The following is a 21,191-nucleotide window of genomic DNA, read 5'->3' as shown; positions in this document are numbered from 1 at the left end:
TACATTTATTCTTTGATATTTGTAGATATTATTGAAATATTTTATGACGGGCGGCGGGGCGTACCCGCCGCCCACCCGATAGACTGAAACCATGACAACCCAACTTCTCACCGGCATCCCCGGAACCGGTAAAACCCACCACCTCACCCAACGCGCCCTGCGCTACCTCGCCGACGGGAACGACCCCGCCCGACTACTCATCCTCGCACCCACCCGCACCGCCGCAACCCGCATGCGAGACACCATCGCCGCATCCAGCGACCGAAGCCTCTCCGTAGCACCCACCCGCGCCTGGGCAGCATACGCCTTCGACCTGCTCAAACGAGCCCAAACCCGCGGGCTGCTCAGCGGCGTAGAAGGCAACCTCAAACTCCTCTCCGGCCCCGAGCAGGACGTCATCATCGGCGAACTGCTCGCCAACCACGCCCAAGGCATCGCACCCGGCCCCACCTGGCCCGACGTACTCCGCGACGCCCTGCCCACCCGCGGATTCCGCCACGAAATCCGCGACTTCTTCGACCGCATGGCAGAATACGACCTCACCGCCGAAGACGTACACGCCCTCGCCACCGAACACAACCAGCCCGCCTGGCACGCCCTCGCCCAACTGCACACCGAATACCGTGCCGTGCGAGCCCTCCGCGCCAAAAACGCCTACGACCCGGCAGTACTCATCAACGACGCCTGCCGGCTACTGCTGCGCGCCCCCGAATTCCTCGCTGAAGAACGCCGCCGCTACGACCTGATCCTCATCGACGACGTGCAGGAACTCAGCCCCTCCATCTACCGGCTGTTGCGCCTCATCGCCGCAGAAATTGCCCCCGCAGACGCCGCGCACCTGACCGAAACCCACCCCGACCTCTTCGCTGAAGGCCCCCAAGTTGTCATGACCTACAGCGACGAAGCCGTCGTCCAGGGCTTCCGAGGCGCCCGCCCCGACCTCGTCACCACCCTGCAGGCAAGCTTCCCGAGCATGCGCACCCGCACGCTCACCACCTCGTACCGCCTGCCCGCACTCATGATGCCGCTTGTGGCGGACATTCGCCGCCGCCTGCCGCGCTACACCCGATTCGTGCCGCTCACCGCTGAGCAGGAGGGGGCGAAGGACAGCACAAAGAACAGTGCGCCTGCAACCTTTGGACGCATCAACACCACCCCCGCCGACGAAGCCCTCACCTGGGGCGCCGCCGACGAACCGCTGCTGCACCTGGGCGCCGACGGCAAAATCCTCGACCCCGCGCACTACCGCACCGCACCCGCAGGCGTGTATAAGTATGCGCTCTCCAGCTCTCAGGACGAGGCGAACCTCATCGCCCAAATGCTGCTCGAAGAACGCATCTACGGCAACCACCCCTACCGCGAGTCCGCCATCATCGTGCGTAACGGCGCGGACGTGGCGCGCATCCGCCGCGTGCTCTCCTCGAACGGTATTCCCTCGCGTACCTCCGCGGCGCTCGTGCCGGTGCGCGACGAGCCCGCCGTACGCCCCTTCCTCGACGCGCTCAGCCTGCTCGTCTACGCCCGTAAGCGCGGCGAGAAGGCGCTCAACCCCGCCGTGCACATGCCCGCCGCAGAAGGTGCAGAAGGTGCGGAGGCGGCGGAGCGTGGCGGCTACGAAACCCTCAGCGCCACCGAAGCTGAAGAGCTCATGCGCCGAAGCCTCGACGACGTCATCGCCGAAGAAAGCCGCGCCAATCCCCTCGGTGGCGCGCAGAGCGCCATCACCCTGCTCACCTCCCGGCTCGGTGGCGCATCCAGCATGGACGTGCGACGACTCCGCCAGCAGTTGCGATCCATCGAACTGCAAAGCGGCGGCCACCGCCCCAGCGACGACCTGCTCCTCGGCGCCCTGCTACACCCCGAAACCCTCCCCGAAGAGGGCGTAGGACGCGCCGTGCACCGCATCGCAGCCGTGCTCTCCGCCGGACGTAAAGCACTCGCGCGGCCCGAATCCACCAGCACCGAAGTGCTCTGGGCACTCTGGGAAGCCAGCGGCCTCGAAAAAACCTGGGTCGCCCAGTCGCGCGGCGCAGGCCCCGACGCCGACGCAGCCCACCGAAACCTCGACGCCATGATCGGCCTCTTCGAAGCCGCCGACCGATTTGACGAGCAGATGCGCGGCGCCGGTGCCGAGCAGTTCCTCGACTTCATCGACGCGCAGGACCTACCCATGGACACCCTCGCCGCCCGCGGCGTACGCCAAGACGCGGTCGAGATTCTCACCCCCGCACTCGCCGCAGGCCAGTCCTGGCGCACCGTATATGTATGCGGTCTGCAGGAAGGCACCTGGCCCAACACCACCGTGCGCGGCTCCCTGCTGAGCACCGGCGACCTTACGGACCTGTGCGATGCGCGCCTCCGCCAGCGCGCACAGCAGGCAGAACAACAGGCGGGGGAGAGCGAGCAGCCGGTGCCGCCCGCCCGCATCCGTAGCTATCCCGAACGCGTGCGCGACACCCGCCACGACGAGCTGCGCATGTTCGCAGTCGCCGCCACCCGAGCCAGCACCCGCCTCGTGCTCACCGCCGTGCGCAACGACGATCAGGCACCCGGTGAGTTCTTCGACTTCGTGCTACCCACCGACGCGGTCGGCGACTCCACGGACGTGCCCATCACCCGCGTGCGCCGCCCCGCCACTCTGCGTTCCCTTGTGGCGGAGCTTCGCCGCACCCTCGTTGAGGAATCGATGAACGCGATGCGTGCCGAAGACGCTCAGGACGGCGCGCAGATGCACAACGCACCGGAGGAAGAAGCACTCCCCCCGGAGGCTTCCGCGTACCGACTCGATGCCGCCTCCCGCACTCTGGCGCGCCTGGCGAATGCGCAGGCGCCCGGTGCCGCACCCGACGAGTGGTGGGGCCTGCTGCCGCTTTCTAGCACGGAGCTGCTCTTTGCGCACCGCCTGACAGACCACGCTGAGCTGGACGAAAACCACGGTGAAGACGGCGAAGAGCAGACTGAAACCCCCGGTCGCCGCACGATTACGCTTTCGCCCTCGCGCCTGGAAACCATTCACAGCTCCCCGCTGGACTGGCTGGTTTCCGCCGCCCGCGCGGAAGCCCAAACCGACCTGTCCCGCTCGCTCGGAACGCTCGTTCACGCCATCGCCGAAGAGTACCCGACCGGCACCCTCGAAGAGCTCCAAACCGCCCTCGACGAGCGCATTAGCTCCCTCGGCGTGCCCGCCCGCAAGGAGGACGAAACCGACGAAGAGTACCGCGAGCGCGTGCCCTGGGAATCCTACGCCCTCTACGAGCGCGCCAAGCGCATGATTCTGCGCCTGAGCTACTACTACCGTCAGCACATGGGCGACACCGGCTGGCAGAACCTCGGCGTTGAAGGCTCCTTCGCGGTGCGTGTGCCCGTGCCCTTCGACCCCGCCGGTGAAGTCGGCGAGCTGGATGCGCTGCTCACCGGTCGTGTGGACCGCCTCGAAGGTACCGCCCCGGCGGAGGACGGCACCCGCCGCTACGCCATTGTCGACCTGAAAACCGGCAAGTCTAAGCCGAGCGGGTCGGAGATGGAGACGCATCCGCAGCTTGCCGCCTATCAGATTGCGGTGGAGGCTGGCGCGGGTGAGCAGCTGGAGGAGCGTTACCGCGCCGAAGCCGCCGCCCTGGAGATGGGCGAACCGCTACCGGATGCCCGCCCCCAGGAGCTGGAGTACACCGGCTACACGGGTCATTCCGCAGGCGCGGCGCTCGTGCAGTTGGGCGCCTCGGGTGTGAACGATGAGAGCAAGACTCGCCTGCAGGTTCAGCCGGCTCTGACGGAGCACGATTCGTGGGCGGCTGAGCTGGTGCAGCACGCCGCGGAGCTGATTGCTGGCTCGCAGGTGCAGGCTCGTCACCGTGAGGGCGGCTATGGGTGCCGTCTGCCGGAGATCTGCCCGATTTGTACGCGCGGCCGTCAGGTGACGCAGCCCTAGTAGCCGCGTACCCTACGTTTACTTTTGATATCACTCACCCCGAACCTCCCATGAGAATGATCCATGAGGAAGAGGAATCATGACTGACTCTGGCGCATACGGCGCTGATATGCACGGCGCTACTACCCCCGGCGCTCACCCCGGTTCTGGCACCGGCGCGGCTTCCGGCATGCTCACCCCCGCCCAGTGGTGCGAGCACAATAGCTGGCAGCTGCCCAACGGCGTGCTCTTCTCGGCAGAAGCCGCCGCGAATGACCCCGCGCTGAAGCCAGCCGACTACCGCAGCGCCCTCGACATTGCCGAGATGCTCAACGGCGCTGACGGTAAGAAGCCGACCCCCGAGCAGGTCCGCATGATTGAGGCGGGCCCCGCCCCGACCCTCGTCATTGCCGGTGCCGGTTCGGGTAAGACCGCGACCATGGTTGACCGTGTGATTTGGCTGGTCGATAACGGTTTTGTGCGCCCTGAAGAGGTGCTTGGCGTAACCTTTACCCGCAAGGCGGCAACCGAGTTGCGAAGCCGTATGCGTGCGGGTTTGAACACGCTGCGCCGTAGCCGCCGCGTCGCCCCGAGCGATGAGGAGCTGCGCGAGGGCATCGCTGACCCGACCGTGCTCACTTACCACTCTTACGCGAATAACCTCGTCAAGGAGTACGGTCTGCGCCTGGGCGTGGAGCAGGACGCGCAGATGCTTGGCGATGCGCAGAAGTGGCAGCTTGCCGCGCAGATTGTGCAGTACTGGGAGGGGGAGCTTCCCCTCGATAAGGACGGCGTGCCGGTGTCTGCGGCGACCATGATTAACCAGATGCTGCAGCTTTCTGACGAGTGCGCGGAGCACCTGGTGGAGCCGCAACAGGTTATTGACTTCTGCACCGAGCAGTTGGCGGCGTATGCGGCAGTGCCCGAGCCTCGCCGTGCGACGAAGACTGAGAGGGACATCCTGAAGGTTCAGCGTCTGCTGCGTAACCGCCGAGTGTACGCGCGCATGGCGATGAGCTACGCCCGCGTGAAGGCGCGCATGCAGGTGCTGGATTTTGGTGACCTGATGCGTTTTGCCGCCCGCATTGCGGAGGCTGACCCGGCGATCCGCGAGGGTGAGCGTGCCCGCTTCAAGGTGGTTCTGCTGGACGAGTTCCAGGACACTTCGCACGCGCAGATGAGCTTGTTCTCCTCGATTTACGGTGCCGATGAGGCAGCGGGTATTCCGGCGCATCCGGTGATGGCTGTGGGTGACCCGAAGCAGTCGATTTACGGTTTCCGTGGTGCTTCGGACGGCCAGATGTTCAGCTTCTACCGTCATTTCCCGACCAAGCATGTGCGGCCGCTGTTCCTGTCCATCGCGTGGCGTAACGACATTTCGGTGCTGAACGCGGCGAACCATGTGGCGGAGAAGCTGAAGGAGGTTCCCGAGTGGGTGCGTGCCGCCGACGGCGATATTACCGCCGCTCAGGTTCCTGACCTGCGCCCGCGCTGCGCCCTGGTGGGGGAGCCTGGTTCACCCGCTTTTGAGCAGGCTGCCGCAGGCATGGTGGGGCGCGTTGATTTGACGTACCACGACTCTGACCGCGAGGAGGCTGTGGCTATTGCCGAGCGTATCGCGGCGATGCGTACGCAGGCGGTACGCGAGTATGAGCGCGCCTACGCGGCGCATCGTTCCGGTGATGGTTCGGTGCGTCCGCGCTTGAAGATGCCTGAGATTGCGGTGTTGGCGCGTGTGCACGGTCAGCTGGACCCGATTCGTGTGGAGTGCGAGCGTCTGGGTATTCCGGTGCAGCAGGTGGGTTTGGGCGGTTTGCTCTCCCAGCCGGAGGTTGTGGATTTGGTGTCGGCGCTACGTGTGCTGGCTGATCCGAACCGTTCGGATGCCCTGGCGCGCCTGCTGACGGGTGCGCGTTGGCGTTTGGGCGCGGCGGATATGTTGGCGCTGGGCGATTGGGCGCAGTCGCTGGTGCGCGAGCGTGAGCGTGCCCTGCGTGAGCAGCTGGCGTTGCGTATGCTCGCCGAGGCTGAAGACGCCGACGACGCTGCTGCTATCAACCTGCAGGCGGAGCACCTGCGTGCCGCCCAGGAACGCCTGGACGAAACCCTCAAGGGTGCGGTGGAGGATTCTTCCGGCTACGCCTCCCTGATTGAGGCGGTGGAGAACCTGCCGCAGGACGGCGCGGACGGCGAACCTCTCTACGGTGAGCAGTACCGCGGCCGCCGTTTCTCCCCGGCTGCGCTGGAGCGTCTGCGTGCTTTTGCTGAGCAGATGCGCGTGTTGCGTGCCGGTTTGAGCGAGGACTTGGGCACGCTGCTGTACGAGATTGAGCGGACCATGCTGCTGGATATTGAGCTGGCGGTCCGCCCGGGTACCGACCCGCTGGGTTCACGCGCGAACCTGGACGCTTTCCACGAGGTGGCCGCCGCCTACGGCATGTCGGCGCCGCGTATTAACGCGATGATTTACGCCGGTTCTGACGGCGTGAGCGCGGAGGAGGGCGACCCGGGTGCGCGCCGCTTCCTGCTGTCTTCGGGCGGCGTGAGCTACGTGATGGGCTTCCTCGCGTGGCTTGAGCGTGCCGATGATGAGGAGAAGGGCCTGGCGCTGGGCACTGTGGAACCTGACCCGAATGCGGTGCAGCTGATGACCATGCACGCCGCGAAGGGCCTGGAGTGGGATCATGTGCTTCTGCCGGGCCTGTGCGGTAGCGCGACCGGCGGGCAGACCCCGAACCTGTGGCAGATGTCGGCTAATACGGCTCTGCCCTGGCCGCTGCGTGGCGACCGCGAGTACCTTCCCTCGATCCTTGAGACCCCGGAGGAGATTACCGCCTTCGAGAAGGCGAAGGACCTGGAAGACTACCTGGGCGAGCACAAGGATGATGCCGCCGAGCATGCCGGCATGGAGGACCGCCGCCTCATGTACGTGGCGATGACCCGTGCCCGTAACCTGCTGGCATTGAGCGCCTACCGCTGGAAGAGCGCCGCTATGCTCCCTCTGCCGGTGCAGCCCTTCTGGGAGGAGCTGATGGAGATGCTTTTCAAGTCGCTCTTCGGCATGGGCACCCCCACGGTAGATGCGCCCTCTGTGCGCTTCGAAGAGACGATGGATACCCCCTGGGCGGCGCCGCAGCTGGTGGGTATGGGCCTGTCGTACACGATGCCGAACCCCGCCGATAAGCGCAAAAAGGTGCACCTGAACCATGTGCGCCGCTGGGCTGAGCAGCTGGCTGAGTCGAAGTACCGCCTGACTGAGCCGGTAACCCTGGTACACGGTACGGTCGTGGACCCCTCGAACCTGCCGCCCGCCCCCGATGAAGCGGCGCTGCTGGAGGCTCTGGAACTCTACCCCGTAGACGCTGACGAGCTCACCCCCGTACAGGCGGAGGCGAGCGCGAACGCTCAGGCACAATACGCCGAGCAGGTGCAACGCTACGCGTGGGCGCTGGTTGAGGCCATGGCTCCCGCCCTCGCGCAGGATTGGCAGCTGGCGGCTCCTTCCGTACGAGCACGCACGGTGGCGGAGAACTGTACCCGCCTGAACCTGCCGGTTCCCGAATGGATTATCGAAGCCACCGAGCGGGAGAAATGGCGTGGGGCGCAACCGCCTCAGCCCGGTTTCTCGCCGACGGTGGCGGCGGCGCTGCCGATTGAGGTGCGCGGCCAGTTCGCCCAGAAGAACTACGAGGACAGGAACCCGAACCTGGGTGCGGTGCTGACCGCCATGTGGCCTTTCGACCCGCTGGAGCGCCCCGTGATTTGGCGTTGGGCTTCTGACGATGCTCTCAACCGGGGCACGGAGGCGATGCTTCGCCGCGGCCAGCATGAGCAGCTGGAACGTGAGATTGCGATTAACTCCTCGAGCCGTCGCGAGGCGGTGGAGCGTGCCGCCCTGGCGGTGGAGCGTGCCGTCGGCGCGGGTGAGGATGACCTGCACCAGAGCGGGGATGTAGCGGGGGAGAGCACAAGCCATCCTGCACCCGCCGTACCCGCTGTACACGGCGAGCCCGCCATTCCCGAATCCCTGCGCCAGCAGGCGGTGGACTGGGAACGCGAAGCCGACCTGCTGCTACTCATGATGGGGCAGACCGACCCGGTGCTGAGCGATCAGCTGCCGGGGCACCTGTCCGCATCCGCGTTCATTCGCCTGAGCGAGGACCCGCAGGGCACGGTGCATCAGCTGATGCGCCCGGTGCCTCAGCGTCCCTCACGCGCGGCAACGATTGGTACGGCGGTGCACGCGCTAATTGAGGAGCACTTCGGAGTGGCGCCGACCGCCGACCCGCTGGAGGCGCCCGACGCGGAGGACACGGAGGGCGTTGACCTGCCTGGTTCCGCTGCCGCCTCTACCTCGCCCGCTGAGCCTGCAGATTCCTCTGAGCTTGCAAATCCCGCTGATTCTGCAGATCCGGCTGATCTACAGGGACAAGACGAGTTCACCTTCGAGGACAACTTCGAGGAGTCCGAGAGCGAACTGGATGCCTCCGTTCAGCGCCTCTGGGAGCGCTTCGCCACCAGCGAGTGGGGTAGCGACGAGTGGAAGGACCGCATCTGGGCGGTCGAATACCCGGTCGAAACCCATATTGAGGGCGTAAGCCTGCGCGGCCGTATCGACGCGGTGTTCCGCACCGAGGATGAAGACGGCGAACGCTGGGTTCTGGTGGATTGGAAGAGCGGTTCCCGCCCGAAGATGGCGACCATGCAGTCTCGACGCTTCCAGCTGGGCCTGTACCGCATCGCGTTCTCCCGCATTATTGGCGTAGACCCGGAGCGTATCAGCACCGTGTTCGTGTACCTGGGCGGCAAGGGCGTTGCGGAGGTGTGGGACCACCAGATCCGCGGCGGCCTGCCCACGGAGGCGCAGCTGGCGAAGGTGATTCGTGAGGCGCGCAAGGGCTAAGCAACAAGGCTAAGCGGCAAGGCTAGGCGGCGGAGACATGCGCTCGCGCGTTAGCTTGAGCCAATAACCGAATACAGAAAAGCAGCTCACGGAGGCATTGCGCCTCGTGAGCTGCTTTTCTGTATGGACTTCTGCGGTTAATGGCAGAGAACGCCTCTTCACCCCACTGCATTAGGGTGATGAGGCGTCCTCAGCCGCTGAAGAACTATAGAGGTACTTCGTGCCCTCGCACGCTCCGGGAAAGAATCGCGCCGAACGACTGCCGCTCTCGCGGCCTCACTCGCGCCGCCGGCGCCCCGTGGGGTTTGCGTGCGTCTTTACTCTCAAACACAACCTCGAAAGTAACTCTATAGATTTCTGCCATCGGTGATTGGTTGCGCGGTGCATGAATCCGGCTCGGGTCTGACATGACCGGTCAGGGTCCCGTCCAATCTGTCTCCCCAATTTATCGCTGCCACGATATCAGCGCTGGTCAGTGCGCTATGGGGAGTGTGTCCGCTGGTTTTCTCGCGGCACAGCAAAAGTATTCCAGGAGTTTTTGAAAAAATCTACAGGGTAAGTTTTTACCCTAAAATGCACTATTTTGAGCATGGTTCAAGGTGAAGTTGATGCTCTGTGGACTCTTGAAATCAAAAGTTGGTTTATGTGAGTTTATGGCGTATTTGCGTCCGGGAAATATTGTGAATGACACCTTTAGCGCACCTTCAAGTCTCAGCCTTAATCTGAGTCATTCATGCACAAAAATGCAAAACTAGTGCTCAAAAGGTGAGGGGAAACACTTAAAGAAATTTTGTCAAAAAGGCCACTAAAGCCCTTCCACTAACCCTTATAGGCATCATCCCGTCGGTTTGGCAGACAGTCAGTGACAGACAGTCAGGAGAGCAGGTTTTACCGGGCGCGAGTCAGCGGATATACAGCCCAGTAGATACAGTTCAGCCCCGCAGTACAAGTACTGCGGGGCTGAACTGAAAAACCTATGCGGTAACCTGGCGGGCAACACCCTGGCGACTACTTACCTTATGAGCTACTCGGCGGGACCGACCAATATCTATTCGGCGGGGCCGACCAGCGGGCCGACCTCCTCCTGTCCGAGCAGTTCGCCGGAGGCACGCAGGTCGTCCTGAATGTCCAGGAGCATGGACACCGCGTGGGTTGCGCCGTCGCGGTCGCCAACCTCCACGGTGTGGGTGAGCCACTGGGCGATCGCGAACTCTGCGTAGAAGTTCGCGCGTTGCGCCAGGTAGGCGTCGGGCAACTGAGGCATCTGCTGGCGGTACACCTCGATGGCCTCGTCGGTGAAGTCGATGTCCTGGCAGGAGTACAGCCACGCGAAGTCCTGCGCGGGGTCGCCCACGTGCACATCGGACCAACCGGTGACCTCCACGATGCGCGCCTCCGTAGGAGTCACGTGCAGTACGAGGTTCTCTGCGCCCATGTCGCCGTGGACCACACGCGGGCGGAACTGCCACATTGGTCCGGGGGAGAGCACAGCACGCCAGTGCGCGAGCAGGTCGGCGGGCACCTTACCGGTTGCGGCGGCACGCTCCAGCTCGGCGTTCTTGCGCAGACGAATCTGCTCCGAAGAGTAGGAGGGCAGATCGGCTTCGTAAATAATGTCTTCGGGCATCACGTGCAGGGTCGCGATGTCCTTGGCGATGATGGATGCCAGGGAGGGGCGGTTCGCCGCAACTTCGCGGCGGCTCAGCTCGGCGAGCTGGTCTACGTCGTAGATGGTGCCGGGGATGTGCGTGTACACGAACACGTTGCCGCCCGCGTAGGGTACGGTGCCGGCGACGGTGGGTACGGCGAAGGGCAGTCGTGCGCGCAGGCCGGGGCTGAACGACTGCAGGATGAGGTGTTCAGCTTCCAGGCGCATGCTGGCGTCGGGGCGGCGCGGGGCGCAGACTCGCCAGCGGCGACCGGTGGAGTCGGCGATGATTGCCGAGTCGAAGTCGTCGCTGTCTTCGCGGACCGGTTCGGCGCCGACGGGGTAAATCCCGGGCACTCCGGCGGAGACGATGGCTGCTAGCTGAAGGGGAGATAAAGTCACGGGTTAAGGTTACCAAACCAATGTGTGCCGTTTAGTAGTTTTTGGGATCTTTATGCCAAGTGGTGAAGATACTTGTGGACAAGCCTAAACGTGCTCGCCTGCGCTGCCTGTTGAGCTTCTACATGCCCACTCCACAAGAGGCGGGTTCCTCACGCTCTGAATGAAAGCAACAGCTAAGAAGCCGCGGCAGGTCTGGAGAACACAGTCTGGGAGAATACAATGGAAGACCGGCTATCACCGCCTCGCGCACCCGCATACACGTATGCCCGTGCGAGCGCATGCCGTCTGCCCGTACCGCCCGCCTTACTGATGGAGCATTATGACCGCCACACCTCAGCAGCCTCAGCATATGATCTCCGCAGACGATATCCTCGCCGGGCTTGACCCGGATCAGCGTGCGGTCGCCACCGAGCTGGACGGCCCCATGCGCGTGCTGGCGGGTGCCGGTACCGGTAAGACCCGCGCGATTACGCACCGCATCGCCTACGGTATTGCAATCGGTCGCTACCAGGGTCCGCGCGTGCTCGCCCTGACCTTCACCCTGCGCGCGGCGGAGGAGATGCGTACCCGTCTGCACCAGCTGGGTGCGCACGGCGTGCAGGCGCGTACCTTCCACTCGGCGGCGCTACGTCAGCTGGCGTATTTCTGGCCGCAGGTTGTGGGCGGTACGTTCCCGTCCATTGTGCAGAATAAGGCAGCGCTCATTACGGAGGCGGCGAACCGTCTGCGCATCAGCACGGATCGTTCCCTGCTGCGTGATTTGGCGTCGCTGATTGAGTGGGCGAAGGTTCAGCTGCTCACCCCGGACACCATCATGCAGCGTCTGAGTGAGAAGCAGCTGCCCTCGGCGATTACCCCGCAGAATATGCAGCGTATTTTCCAGGCGTATGAGGATTTGAAGGATGAGCGTAACCTCATCGACTTTGAGGACGTGCTGCTGCTGACCATCGCCATGTTGGAGGAGGACGAGAAGCTCGCCGCGACCGTCCGCAACCAGTACCGCCATTTTGTGGTGGACGAGTACCAGGACGTGTCCCCGCTGCAGCAACGTCTGCTGGATGTGTGGCTGGGCGGCCGCGACGATATTTGCGTGGTGGGCGATGCCTCCCAGACGATTTACTCTTTTACCGGCGCAACCAGCCGTTACCTGCTGGATTTTGCGCGCCGGTACCGTGGCGCGCACACGGTGAAGCTGACCCGCGACTACCGTTCCCATTCGCAGGTGGTGGAGTTGGCGAACCGCCTATTGGCGGCGCGTCGTCCGCATCCGGATTCGAGCCCGCATTCGTGGGCGCCGCCGCTGGAGTTGATGTCTCAGCGCGGCCCCGGCGTGGATGTGGAGTGGTTCGGCTATGCCGACGATGAGCAGGAGGCGGCCGGCATTGCCGAGGATATCCGCGACCTGATTGAGAAGGACGGCGTGCCGCCTGCGGAGATTGCGGTGCTGTTCCGCACGAACGCGCAGTCGGCGGCGATTGAGTCTGCGCTGGCTGCCGTCCACATTCCGTACCAGCTGCGTGGCGCGGAGCGTTTCTTTGAGCGCCCCGAGGTCAAGCAGGCGATGCTCGCTCTGCGCGGTTCGGCGAAGTCCACGGACGGTACCGAGGACGTCACCCGCTACACCCGCGATGTTCTCGGCGGCCTCGGGTATAAGGAGGAAGGCCCCCTTTCGGGAGGCGCCACCCGCCAGAAGTGGGAGTCCCTCGCCGCCCTGGTGCACATGGTGGACATGATGGCGCAGCACCGCCAAGAGCAGCTTCAGGAGCACCGAGCGACCCCGCGCCCGGGCGTGCCCGAGCCGCTACCTTTGACCATGCACGAGGTCGTGGCGACCCTGAACCACCGCAGCGAATTCAACGACGCACCGCAGGTCAACGGTGTAACCCTCGCCTCCCTGCATGCGGCTAAGGGCCTGGAGTGGGACGCCGTGTTCCTGTGCGGCCTGAACGAGGGCCTCATGCCCATCACTTTTGCGACCACCCCGGACGAGGTGGATGAGGAGCGCCGCCTGCTGTACGTGGGCATTACGCGCGCCCGCAAGTACCTGTGGCTAACCTGGACGATGACCCGCACCGTGGGCGGTCGCGGTCAGCGTAAGCGCTCGCGTTTCCTGGACGATATTGATCCGGCGAAGCGCCGCCGCAGGGCTGAGAGCGCCGGCTCGTCGTATAGCCAGGCTCGTTCGGCTCAGCCCTGCTCGGCTCAGACTCGCCGTTCGTCGAAGGGAAGAGGAGACTATGGCTCAGCGTTTTAAACGTGAAATTCTGCCCGCCACCGAGGACCGCCCGCAGATTGAGCTAGTCCGCTCGGCGCGCCGCACCCGCACCATCAGCATGCAACGCGACGGTGTGGATGAGCACGGCAACCCCGCCTACCGCCTGCTCATTCCCGCCGCGAGCACGAGCGAGGAGATTGACGAGCATATTGCCCGCCTGCTGCCGCGCATTCAGCGTCGTGCCGCGCGCCGTGAGCGTGCCACGCAGCTGACGGTCACGGACGAGTACCTGCGCTCCCGCGCCCTGCACCTGGCGCAGAAGAACCTGCCGGAGCTGGTTGCCTCGGGCAGGCTCGAGAAGCTGTCGATTCGCTGGGTGAGCAACCAACGTCAGCGCTGGGGCTCGGCAACCTACGCGAACACACAGATCCGCATCTCCTCGGAGCTGCAGGGCGTGCCCGAGTACGTGCTGGATTCGGTGATTCACCACGAGCTCTGCCACCTGTTGCAGCCGAATCATTCGGCGGCGTTCCGTGCCCTGGAGGCGCGCTACCCGCAGCTGCTGCGGGCGCAGGCCTACCTGGAGGGGTACGCGCTGGGGCGCTCGCGTGCGGAGGGCGAAGGTGCTGAGAGCGAGCGCGACGAAAACAGCGCCGACTAAAGCAGACCCAAAAACCTACCAACCCACCGAAACATTCGAGCGGGGGTGGCTTGTACATTCACAAGCCACCCCCGCTCGACTGTCAGCTATTTACTTTCGCCGCTCAGTTTTACTTTGCTCTACTTTTCTTCGGGTGCGTCGCCGAAGCCGCCGTCCAGCAGCTTCTGCAGCTCCGAGTCGAAGTCCACGTCGTCCAGGCTGATTTCGTTCATACGCGCATCGTATGCGGTGAAGTCTTCCAGCTCGGCGGGGGTGGGCAGGGTCTCCGGGGTGTCCCAGAGGCCGTCGCGCGCCTCAATGCCGTGGGAGTTTTCGTACCAGCGCCAGAACTGCTGTGCCTCACGCACCAGGCGGGGGCGCAGTTCCAGGCCGACCAGGTTCTCGAAGACCTGCTCGCTGGGGCCGCCGTCGATGCGACGGCGCGCCATGATTTCGGTCAGCTGCGGTGCCTTGGGCAGGTTGCGGGTCGCGTCCTCGGTGACGACGGATACCCAGCCTTCGATGAGGGCGAGCAGACCCTCCAGGCGCTGTACCGCCAGTTCCTGGTCTTCGGTGCGCTGGGGGCTGAACATGCCGCCTTCGAATGCTTCCTGTACGGCGTCGGGGTTGCTCATGTCTACCTGGGATGCGGCGTCCTGCATTCGGTTCATGTCCACGCGGATGCCGCGGGCGTAGCGCGCCACGAGCTGAACCAGGTCTTCACGCAGCCAGGGGTTTGCCTTGTGCAGACGGATCAGCGCGGATTCACGCACGGCAAGGTAGAGCAGGATCTCCTGCGGGGGCACCTCGATGCTCTCGGCGAGCTGCTGGTAGCCGTTGGGCAACAGCGCGGAGGAGCCGGGTGCGAGGGGGAAGCCCACGTCGGTGGATGAGTACACTTCACCGGCGAGCTGCGCGAGCGCCTGAGCCATCTGCGCACCAAAAATTACGGAACCAATGTTGTTCAAGAAGCCGCTGTTGAGGATCTGAGAAATCTCTTCGGGCACGTCTTCGGGTGCGCCGGGCATGACCATGGACTGGGTGACTTCGGCTGCGACCGGCTCGACCATTTCGCGCCAGGAGTCGAAGGAATGCTCAACCCATTCCGCCTTGGACCATGCCTGCACCGGGTGGTTGTGGCGCTCAATGGTGGTTACGGCATCCAGCCAGAGGTCTGCGAGGTTCGCCGCGTCTTCTACGGCACGCTTGAGGTTTTCGGGTACGGAGGGGTCTTCACCCTTGGCGGCGAGCATCTGGCGGGTCTGGTTCTTCACGCTGTCCCAGTTCACGCCGCTGGGGCTGTCGGATGCACCCGCGCCGGAGAACATTGCCTGCACCTGCGCAAACATGCTCTGCATCATGGCGGGGTCGAAGCCCATGCCCATGTTCTTCAGGTCTTCGGGGTCGATGCTGATGCCGAAGGGGTTCTGGCCGCCTTCGCCGAAGAGCGCGCTGAAGGGGTTCTGCGCGTTGGAGGCATCCTTGCCGCCCTGGCCGGTTGCCCCTGCGGAGGGGTCGAAGCCCTGCTCCTGCATCTTCTTAATGAATTCTTCGAGGGGGTCGCGCTCGTTGGAGGCGCCGCCGGTGGGGTTCTCAGACATGTGAAGCCTTTCGTAATCCGGGGGTGGGCGTAGCTGGCCCGCTCGCTGTCCAGCCTACCGATTTTTGCTGAGAATTTCCCGCGCCACCGCTGTGGATGCGGCTTAATCAGCTGAGGGCTCACAAGCTTGTCTCTGTCGCCGGGGTTTGGGAGCTTTTTCGTGCCGCTGTCACCGTCGGGTGCTGACACAGCGCGGCGTGGGCAAGAGCGGGGGCAAGAGAGTAAACGCCCCGTGGTTGCTCTACTTTTAGCGGGGTGACGGTGCCCGCGCGCGTGTTGAAAAGCAGGTTTATCCGGTACTGTAGAAACCATGACTAAGTCCACCCCCGATGCTGAGCAGCAGTCGAACGCCGCCTCCGCGAGCGTGAAGAGTAATGAGAAGGCGGCTAAGCGCCGTTCGCGTTTTGCGCCGCGCCGCGTGAACTTGCGTTCGGTCAGTGCTGTGGCGACGTGCGCCCTGCTGGCTGGTGCTTTTGTTCTGCCCAGCTCCTATGTGAAGGAGGGCCCCGGCCCGCTCTTTGACGTGCTCGGAACCTACCAGGAGAAGGACGTCATTGAGGTTTCTGGCGCGCCCAGCTATAAGACGTTCGGCAAGATGAACATGACCACGGTGTCGGTTTCGGGCGGCCCGTACACGGAGCTGTCCGGTGCGGAGGCGTTCTACGGCTGGTTGGCGTTTGACGGTAACCGCAGCCTCGTGGTGCCGACCGATGCCCTGTACCCGCATGTGAGCCATGAGCAGGCGACGGCAGCGACCGGTGCGCAGATGGCTGATTCGCAGACTCAGGCGAAGGTCGCGGCAATGCGCCAGCTGAAGATGCCGGTGACCGAGAAGGTTCAGGTGCTTTCCACGGTGGAGGGTTCCCCGGCGGCGAGCGCGCTGAAGGCTGATGACCGCATCGTGAAGGTGGGGGAGAAGCAGATTGAGACCCTCACCGACGTTCCGAAGGCTGTGAATGCGTCGAACGGTTCGGCGATTGACGTGACCGTGGAGCGTGACGGCAAGCAGCAGACGTTTAAGCTGAACCCGGTTCGTGCCAGTGACGATAGCCGCTGGATTCTGGGCGCGGGTTTGAAGCAGAGCTATGACCTGCCGGCGCACGTGCAATACAACCTGGACGGTGTGGGCGGCCCGAGCGCCGGTCTGATGCTGGCGCTGGGCACGGTCGATAAGCTCAGCGAGGGTACTCTGCTCGCTGATGAGGATGCCGGAGGCGACCCGTACCGCAGCTACATTTCGGGTACCGGAACGATTGATGCGAACGGTAAGGTCGGCGCAATTGGCGGTATCAAGTACAAGATTTTGGCGACGGGTCGCTACGGTGCGCGCTACTTCTTGGCGCCTAAGGAGAACTGCGATTCGATTGTGAAGATGCAGGCGCAGGACCCCGACCTGTTCAACTACTATCACGCCGGTCAGGTGCGCGGCACGATGGTGGTTGTGCCGGTGTCGACCCTGGATGAGGCGGTGAAGACGGTGGAGGCGATTAAGTCCGGCACCCCGGATGATTCCCTGCCCCGCTGCGGTTCCTAACATAACGTTTCTCTCCGCGAGATTCTCACCCGTATAGCGCAGAATAGCCCCGGTACTTTACGGTACCGGGGCTGTTCTGCACCCTATTCTCTGTCCTCGTCTGCGTCTCCGTAATCCTCGCCAGCACCTCTCACCTCAGCATTTCGCATCCCAAAACCTCTCAACCCGGTCATATTTCGCCCCGAGCTTCTACGAGGTTCTGCCCTTCCGCGTTACCTCTGAGATACTTAAAGGCAGTTATTTTCTCTGAACGTATGATGAGCGAGGAATTGTGTCTGAGTCGACCAATAACACCGCGCATCCCAAGCCGAAGAAGTCAACGCCTAAGCGTCGTAGCCCCCTGCGGGTGACGATTGCTGTGGTGGCGGTGCTCATTGCTGCTTTTGTGGGTGCGTCCCAGGTGTACACGGACTGGCTGTGGTTTGATCAGCTGGGTTATAGCACCGTGTTCACTACCCAGATTTTGTTGAAGGCAGCCGTGTTTGTGGTGGCTGCCGTGGTGATTGCTGTGCCGCTGTGGGCTTCGATGTCCTACGCGGTCCGTCATGCTGATGTGGCGCCGGCGTCCGAGAAGAAGCCGCAGGAGGCGCCGAACCCGAATCAGAGCGTGCCGACGAGCGGCACGGATGCTGCCGAGCAGATGCTGCGTGACGTGTTTGGTCAGCAGCGTGCTGAGGAGAGCATGCGCCGCTACCACGAGAGCGTGGATAAGGCGCGTAAGGTTCTGCTGATTGTGGTTCCGCTGCTGTTGGGTCTGTTCATTGCTTCGGCGACGATGACTCAGTGGAGCACCGTCGCGCTGTTCTTCAACCAGCAGTCCTTCGGTAAGACTGACCCTGAGTTTGGTCTGGATTACGGTTTCTTCCTGTTTGCGTTGCCGTTCTTCCGTATGGTGGTGACTCTGGTGACTTCCGCTGTGGTGCTGTCGGCGCTCGCGGGTCTGTTCATGCACTACTTCTACGGCGGTATTAAGGTTCAGCCCGGTGGTGTGAGTACCACGTCGGCATTCCGCCGTCACGCTGCGATTGTGGTGGCTGTGTTCTTGCTGACTCGTGCGGTGAGCTTCTGGCTGGATCGTTATTCCTCGACTCAGCAGCAGGTGGGTCGCTGGGCTGGCGCAATGTACACGGATGTGAACTCGTCGATTCCGGTGAACGCTATTTTGGCGATTTCTGCTTTGCTGGTGGCGATCATGTTTGTGGTGGCTGCTTCGATGAATCGTTGGCGTCTGCCGCTGATTAGCACCGCGATGCTGGTGATTGTTGCTGTGGTTGCTGGCGGCCTGTACCCGTGGATTGTTCAGCGTTTCCAGGTGGTTCCGAATGAGCAGGGCGCTCAGTCAAAGTTCATTCAGCGCAATATTGATGCGACCCGTTACGCGTACGGTCTGGACAAGATTGAGACCACTCCGTATGACGCGACGATTGATACCCGTGCCGGTGCGTTGAGCTCTTCGAGCGCGACCATTGCGAATATCCGTCTGTTGGATCCGAATGTTGTGTCCTCGGCGTTTGCGCAGATGCAGCAGTTCCGCCCGTACTACCGTTTTGATTCGCAGCTGTCGGTGGATCGCTATTCGGTGGGCAACACCACGCAGGATACGGTGCTGGCGGCTCGTGAGCTGAACCCGGCGCAGACCAGCGGTGATTCTTGGTATAACCGCCACGTGGTGTACACCCACGGTTACGGCGTGATTGCCGCCTACGGTAATCAGGTGGATTCTGCGGGTAACCCGAAGTTCCTGCAGTCCGGTATTAAGGCGACCGGTACCCTGAGCGAGGATTACGAGCCGCGTATTTACTTTGGCACGAGCTCGCCGGAGTATTCGATTGTGGGCGGTAAGGGCGACACCCTGGAGCTGGACCGTCCGCTTTCTGCTGAGGAAACCAACGCCTCCGATGCGAAGTACACCTTCACCGGTTACGGTGGTCCTCGCGTTGATTCGCTGCTGGCTCGCCTGTCCTATGCGATTAAGTTCCAGTCCTCTGACATTCTGCTGTCGGATGCGGTGCGTGAGGGGTCGCAGATTCTGTACGAACGTAACCCGCTGGACCGTGTGCGTAAGGTGGCGCCGTACCTGAGCGTGGATTCTAAGCCGTACCCGGCGATTGTGAATAACCGCGTGCAGTGGATCGTGGATGCATACACCACGAGCGATCAGTTCCCCTACGCGCAGGGTAGCTCCCAGGACGCGGCAACCGCTGCGGGTGCTCAGCGTTCTAACTCGGTGAACTACATCCGTAACTCGGTGAAGGCTACCGTGGACGCGTACGACGGTTCGGTGACCCTGTACGCGTGGGATGAGGAGGATCCGGTGCTGAAGGCGTGGCAGGGTGTTTTCCCTGGCACGGTGAAGAGCTACCGTGAGATGAACGCTTCGCTGATGAGCCACGTGCGTTACCCGACTGACATGTTCAATATTCAGCGCACCATGCTGAATAAGTACCACGTGACGAACGCGAATAGCTTCTATGCCGGTGACGACGTCTGGTCGATTCCGAACGACCCGACCAATGATCGTAACCAGCCGATTTCGCCCTACTACCTGTCCCTGCAGATGCCCGGCGATTCTCGTGCGCACTTCTCGTTGACGACCACGTTCATTCCTCAGCAGAGCGATTCGAACTCTCGTAACGTGATGTACGGCTTCCTTGCCGCTAATGGTGATGCCGGTACCGGTAAGGACGGCGAGCGTAGCCCCGATTACGGCAAGCTGCGTCTGCTGGAGTTGCCGCGTTCTTCGGTGGTTCCGGGCCCGGGCCAGGCTCAGAACATTTTCAACTCTGATGCTGAGGTGTCGAACCAGCTGAACCTGCTGCGCCGCGGTTCGTCTGAGGTTATTAACGGCAATATGCTGACCCTGCCGGTGGGCGGCGGCATGCTGTACGTTCAGCCGGTGTACGTGCAGTCGAGCGGTGACGCCAAGTACCCGCGTCTGCAGCGTGTGCTGGTGAGCTTCGGCGATAAGGTCGGTTTCGCTCCGACTCTGGAGGAGGCGCTGAACCAGGTGTTCGGTGGCTCTTCGGGCGCGAAGCTGGACGGTTCGGCGGCTAGCCCCTCGGCTTCGGCGTCTGGTTCTTCGGGTACCTCGGGTGCTTCGACCGGAGGTTCTTCGGCTTCGCAGTCTTCGGAGCTGAAGCAGGCTCTGACGGATGCTTCGAAGGCGATGACCGATGCTGATGCGGCGATGAAGAAGGGCGACTGGGCTGCATACGGTGAGGCTCAGAAGCGTCTGGAGGCAGCCGTGAAGAAGGCTCTGGAGGCCGAGGAGGCGCAGAGCGCGGCGTCCGCTAAGGCTTCTGCATCGGCAACGCCCAGTGCCTCGGCGGCTCCGAGCGCAGCGGCTAGCGCTAAGCCCAGCGCCTCGGCTTCTCGCTAAGCCTAAGAGACAGCGGGGGAGTAGCGCATACCGGATGCTCAGGGATCGGATGTCCACGGGTCTAGCGTCCTCGCTCTAGATCCGGGGCCTGCACTGGATACGGCTCCTACCGACTAGCTCTAGCGGTCTCTGCGGGAACATCTCTGCGGGAACGGGGTGGAAGTGATTCACTTCCACCCCGTTCCTGTATGTTCTACCCCTGGCACTGCCCCGTAGCCCCTATTCCTACCCAACTGCTTTCTACCCAACAGCCCCTATTTTTGTGTGCTTGGTTACAAATCGCGTTTTTGGCTTGCATGCCCGGTTTGGGGTCTGTATAGTTGTATGAGTCGCCGCGGGGTGGAGCAGTTCGGTAGCTCGCCGGGCTCATAACCCGGAGGTCGCAGGTTCAAATCCTGTCCCCGCAACCAGAAAAACCCGGTATCTCAACGAAAAGTCGCTGAGATACCGGGTTTTGTTTTGCCCTGACGAGACCGAATCCCTATGTTATTCCCTACCTTTCAGCCAAACTCAGGCCCGTCGTCGAGGTGGGGGGAGGGGGGACTATCACCCAACATCGAGGACTATCATCCAACGCCCCTTCGGGGCGTATGACTATCTTCGCTCGTGCATGATCTCGTGGGAGGGAGGTTGCAGAGGAGGATTTTCACCGCCTAATCGGCGTTGATACCGGCTGTTTACCGCCTGAAAATGCAAAAGCGGTATAGCATTTTCCCTCGTATCTCAACCGAATCCCAACCCTTTACCGCCTTCACCGCCTAAAACCGAAAACTTTTATATATACACACGCATATGTAGGAAGATGAACACTCGCGTGTACACTTTTTAGAAATTAGGCGGTAGAGGCGGCAACACACCATGTTTTGACTGATATACCAACGTTTTCGATATACCGCTTAGCCTCAAACAGGCGGTAACTAAGCGGTGAAAGAGTAGCGTCCCGCATAGTGGTGTAACCGTGTG

Annotated in this window: 8 protein-coding genes and 1 tRNA gene; 7 read left to right on the top strand and 2 right to left on the bottom strand. The window is 62.8% G+C overall.

Annotated elements, in window-relative coordinates; genetic code table 11:
- Positions 1 to 91 precede the first annotated feature (91 nt).
- Both HMPREF2836_RS06090 and HMPREF2836_RS06085 read left to right on the top strand, forming a co-directional pair.
- On the top strand, positions 92 to 3,928 hold the full coding sequence (locus HMPREF2836_RS06090) for a UrvD/REP family ATP-dependent DNA helicase (RefSeq protein ID WP_070629869.1): 3,837 nt from the start codon (positions 92 to 94) through the stop codon (positions 3,926 to 3,928).
- Between the two features lie 79 nt (positions 3,929 to 4,007).
- Positions 4,008 to 8,810, top strand: coding sequence for an ATP-dependent DNA helicase (locus HMPREF2836_RS06085; RefSeq protein WP_070629868.1), 4,803 nt, complete (start codon positions 4,008 to 4,010; stop codon positions 8,808 to 8,810).
- A 1,048-nt stretch (positions 8,811 to 9,858) separates the two neighbouring features.
- Here HMPREF2836_RS06085 and HMPREF2836_RS06080 read toward each other — a convergent pair.
- Complete coding sequence (locus HMPREF2836_RS06080; RefSeq protein WP_070629867.1) at positions 9,859 to 10,860, bottom strand: phosphotransferase; 1,002 nt, start codon at positions 10,858 to 10,860, stop codon at positions 9,859 to 9,861.
- A 319-nt stretch (positions 10,861 to 11,179) separates the two neighbouring features.
- Here HMPREF2836_RS06080 and HMPREF2836_RS06075 point away from each other — a divergent pair, with 319 nt between their 5' ends.
- Together HMPREF2836_RS06075 and HMPREF2836_RS06070 are read left to right on the top strand one after the other, a co-directional pair.
- The gene (locus HMPREF2836_RS06075) at positions 11,180 to 13,114 is read left to right on the top strand and encodes an ATP-dependent helicase (protein WP_070629866.1); all 1,935 of its coding nucleotides are present in this window, start codon (positions 11,180 to 11,182) and stop codon (positions 13,112 to 13,114) included.
- Complete coding sequence (locus HMPREF2836_RS06070) at positions 13,098 to 13,736, top strand: M48 metallopeptidase family protein (protein ID WP_070616100.1); 639 nt, start codon at positions 13,098 to 13,100, stop codon at positions 13,734 to 13,736. The genes HMPREF2836_RS06075 and HMPREF2836_RS06070 overlap by 17 nt, the downstream gene beginning before the upstream one ends.
- 119 nt (positions 13,737 to 13,855) lie before the next feature.
- On the opposite strand, the gene HMPREF2836_RS06065 is transcribed toward HMPREF2836_RS06070, so the two are convergent.
- Positions 13,856 to 15,316 carry a zinc-dependent metalloprotease gene (locus tag HMPREF2836_RS06065; RefSeq protein WP_070629865.1) on the bottom strand — a complete coding sequence of 487 codons (1,461 nt, stop codon included), beginning with the start codon at positions 15,314 to 15,316 and terminating at the stop codon, positions 13,856 to 13,858.
- Positions 15,317 to 15,625: 309 nt separating this feature from the next.
- On the opposite strand from HMPREF2836_RS06065, the gene HMPREF2836_RS06060 reads away from it, so the two are divergent.
- The 3 genes from HMPREF2836_RS06060 (at position 15,626) to HMPREF2836_RS06050 (ending at position 20,638) form a co-directional block, all read left to right on the top strand.
- On the top strand, positions 15,626 to 16,849 hold the full coding sequence (locus HMPREF2836_RS06060; protein WP_070629864.1) for a YlbL family protein: 1,224 nt from the start codon (positions 15,626 to 15,628) through the stop codon (positions 16,847 to 16,849).
- A gap of 271 nt (positions 16,850 to 17,120) precedes the next feature.
- Positions 17,121 to 20,228: a UPF0182 family membrane protein gene (locus HMPREF2836_RS06055; protein ID WP_070629863.1), complete on the top strand. Its 3,108-nt coding sequence runs from the start codon at positions 17,121 to 17,123 to the stop codon at positions 20,226 to 20,228.
- A gap of 333 nt (positions 20,229 to 20,561) precedes the next feature.
- Positions 20,562 to 20,638 (top strand) — tRNA-Met (locus HMPREF2836_RS06050).
- Positions 20,639 to 21,191: the final 553 nt, after the last annotated feature.

It is taken from the genome of Rothia sp. HMSC065C12, assembly GCF_001812085.1.
Taxonomy (GTDB): domain Bacteria; phylum Actinomycetota; class Actinomycetes; order Actinomycetales; family Micrococcaceae; genus Rothia; species Rothia mucilaginosa.
The sequence above is the reverse complement of the archived record's forward strand: the minus strand, read 5'-3'. Positions and strand labels throughout refer to the sequence as shown.

Bases quoted from the DNA above. Each gene is read 5' to 3' on its own strand.
- HMPREF2836_RS06090 (WP_070629869.1), top strand. From the start codon at position 92: ATGACAACCCAACTTCTCACCGGCATCCCCGGAACCGGTAAAACCCAC.
- HMPREF2836_RS06085 (WP_070629868.1), top strand. From the start codon at position 4,008: ATGACTGACTCTGGCGCATACGGCGCTGATATGCACGGCGCTACTACC.
- HMPREF2836_RS06075 (WP_070629866.1), top strand. From the start codon at position 11,180: ATGACCGCCACACCTCAGCAGCCTCAGCATATGATCTCCGCAGACGAT.
- HMPREF2836_RS06070 (WP_070616100.1), top strand. From the start codon at position 13,098: ATGGCTCAGCGTTTTAAACGTGAAATTCTGCCCGCCACCGAGGACCGC.
- HMPREF2836_RS06065 (WP_070629865.1), bottom strand. From the start codon at position 15,316: ATGTCTGAGAACCCCACCGGCGGCGCCTCCAACGAGCGCGACCCCCTC.
- HMPREF2836_RS06060 (WP_070629864.1), top strand. From the start codon at position 15,626: ATGACTAAGTCCACCCCCGATGCTGAGCAGCAGTCGAACGCCGCCTCC.